The 1,278-nt window shown below is 53.1% G+C and carries 1 protein-coding gene; it reads right to left on the bottom strand.

Going from position 1 to position 1,278, the window contains the following annotated elements; genetic code table 11:
* A partial coding sequence (locus tag KDK17_RS04505) for an AAA family ATPase (protein ID WP_257287448.1) occupies positions 1-1,278 on the bottom strand: 1,278 nt, incomplete at both ends.

Genomic DNA, 1,278 nt, shown 5'->3' with positions numbered 1-1,278 from the left:
TGCCGTTGTAATTGCTTAACCAGAGCCGGTTCCACCACCCTGTCCCGAAGGAAAGCCTGGTCCAAAGGTGGGTAATAAGCCATAGGCAGTTTCTCTTTCAGGGTCGGATCCAGCTGGCGTCCGGCATAATGATCCGGGTTACCGGTGAGAATGACCCGGTGTTTTGAGCTAACCTTGACAGGGTGGCCATTCACATAGATACAGGGTTCCGGTTCCCATAAGCCGTTTAATGACGCCAGCAATCCGGTTTTGGCCAGGTTCGCTTCATCCAGAACCAGAGTGAGATAGTGTCCGTCTTTGTCGGGTGTCCTGGCCCATTCCATCAGCATCCGGTTTTGCTGTTCCGTAGAGCGGTCACCATCGGGGTGTTCTTGCCACTGCCAGCGTTGCATCAGGGTCTGTTCGCTGTCAGAAGGCCCAAGGGACAGCACTGAAGCCTCTCCCGAAGCCTCTGCCATTCTGGCAGAAAAGTAACTTTTCCCGGTGCCGGTTTCTCCTTGCACGAATATAACGGGAGAGTCTGCTAACCGGTCATGGAGTCGTGATAATCGACGACTTTCACGATCCTTCTGATTAGTCGAGCCGTGATAAAGATCGTCCGCCAGCGCTGACATGGGCTGATCGGCAGAACCTTGCCATTCCAGTGATTGAGACAGTCGGTTTTCTATGTATTCAATTCGCTCAATGCGTTCTTCGTCAGGGTTCTCTGCGTCATGTTCTCTTCTGGCCATGTGAAAACAATCAGTGGCCAGAGCGAGAATGGCATCGGACCGCGTCTGCCCTGGTGACAAAGGTAACCGCCAACCAGAAGCCAGTGCATCTTGCAAACGTTTGATCTGTCTTGATGGCCTGATGGCTAACCGTAGACGGGGCGCTGCTGCCGGATCGACCTGCAACTGATGCGCCATTGCCTGACGTTGTTGTTCAGGCGCATGAGCCACGATCATGGCACAGAACCTGCCCAGAACTTCTTTTTCATCACACTTTGAAAATGGTTTTTCATAAGACAGTTGAAATGGGCAGTCCTTAAATAACCGCGGGTCAAAAACTCGGGCCAGTGGCCATAGGTTTTGCTTCACAAACGTTCTGTCCAGCCGCAGGGAACCGTTGATGATGGCAGTTAACTGATCCGGGTCCACCGAGGGAGGGGGATGCTCATCCGGCTTTTTACAAGCATCCGGCAGTAACCACCAACAAGCCACTTTCATAAAATCCCGCACTGCCGGATTCTGTCGGGTGCCATGGGTGATGACGCTGTTAATGGCCTTGCGCCAGTGG

Origin of the sequence: Endozoicomonas sp. SESOKO2, assembly GCF_024606245.1 — a bacterium.
Taxonomy (GTDB): domain Bacteria; phylum Pseudomonadota; class Gammaproteobacteria; order Pseudomonadales; family Endozoicomonadaceae; genus Endozoicomonas_A.
Note: the sequence above shows the minus strand (reverse complement) of the source record. Positions and strands in the feature narration are given on the sequence as shown.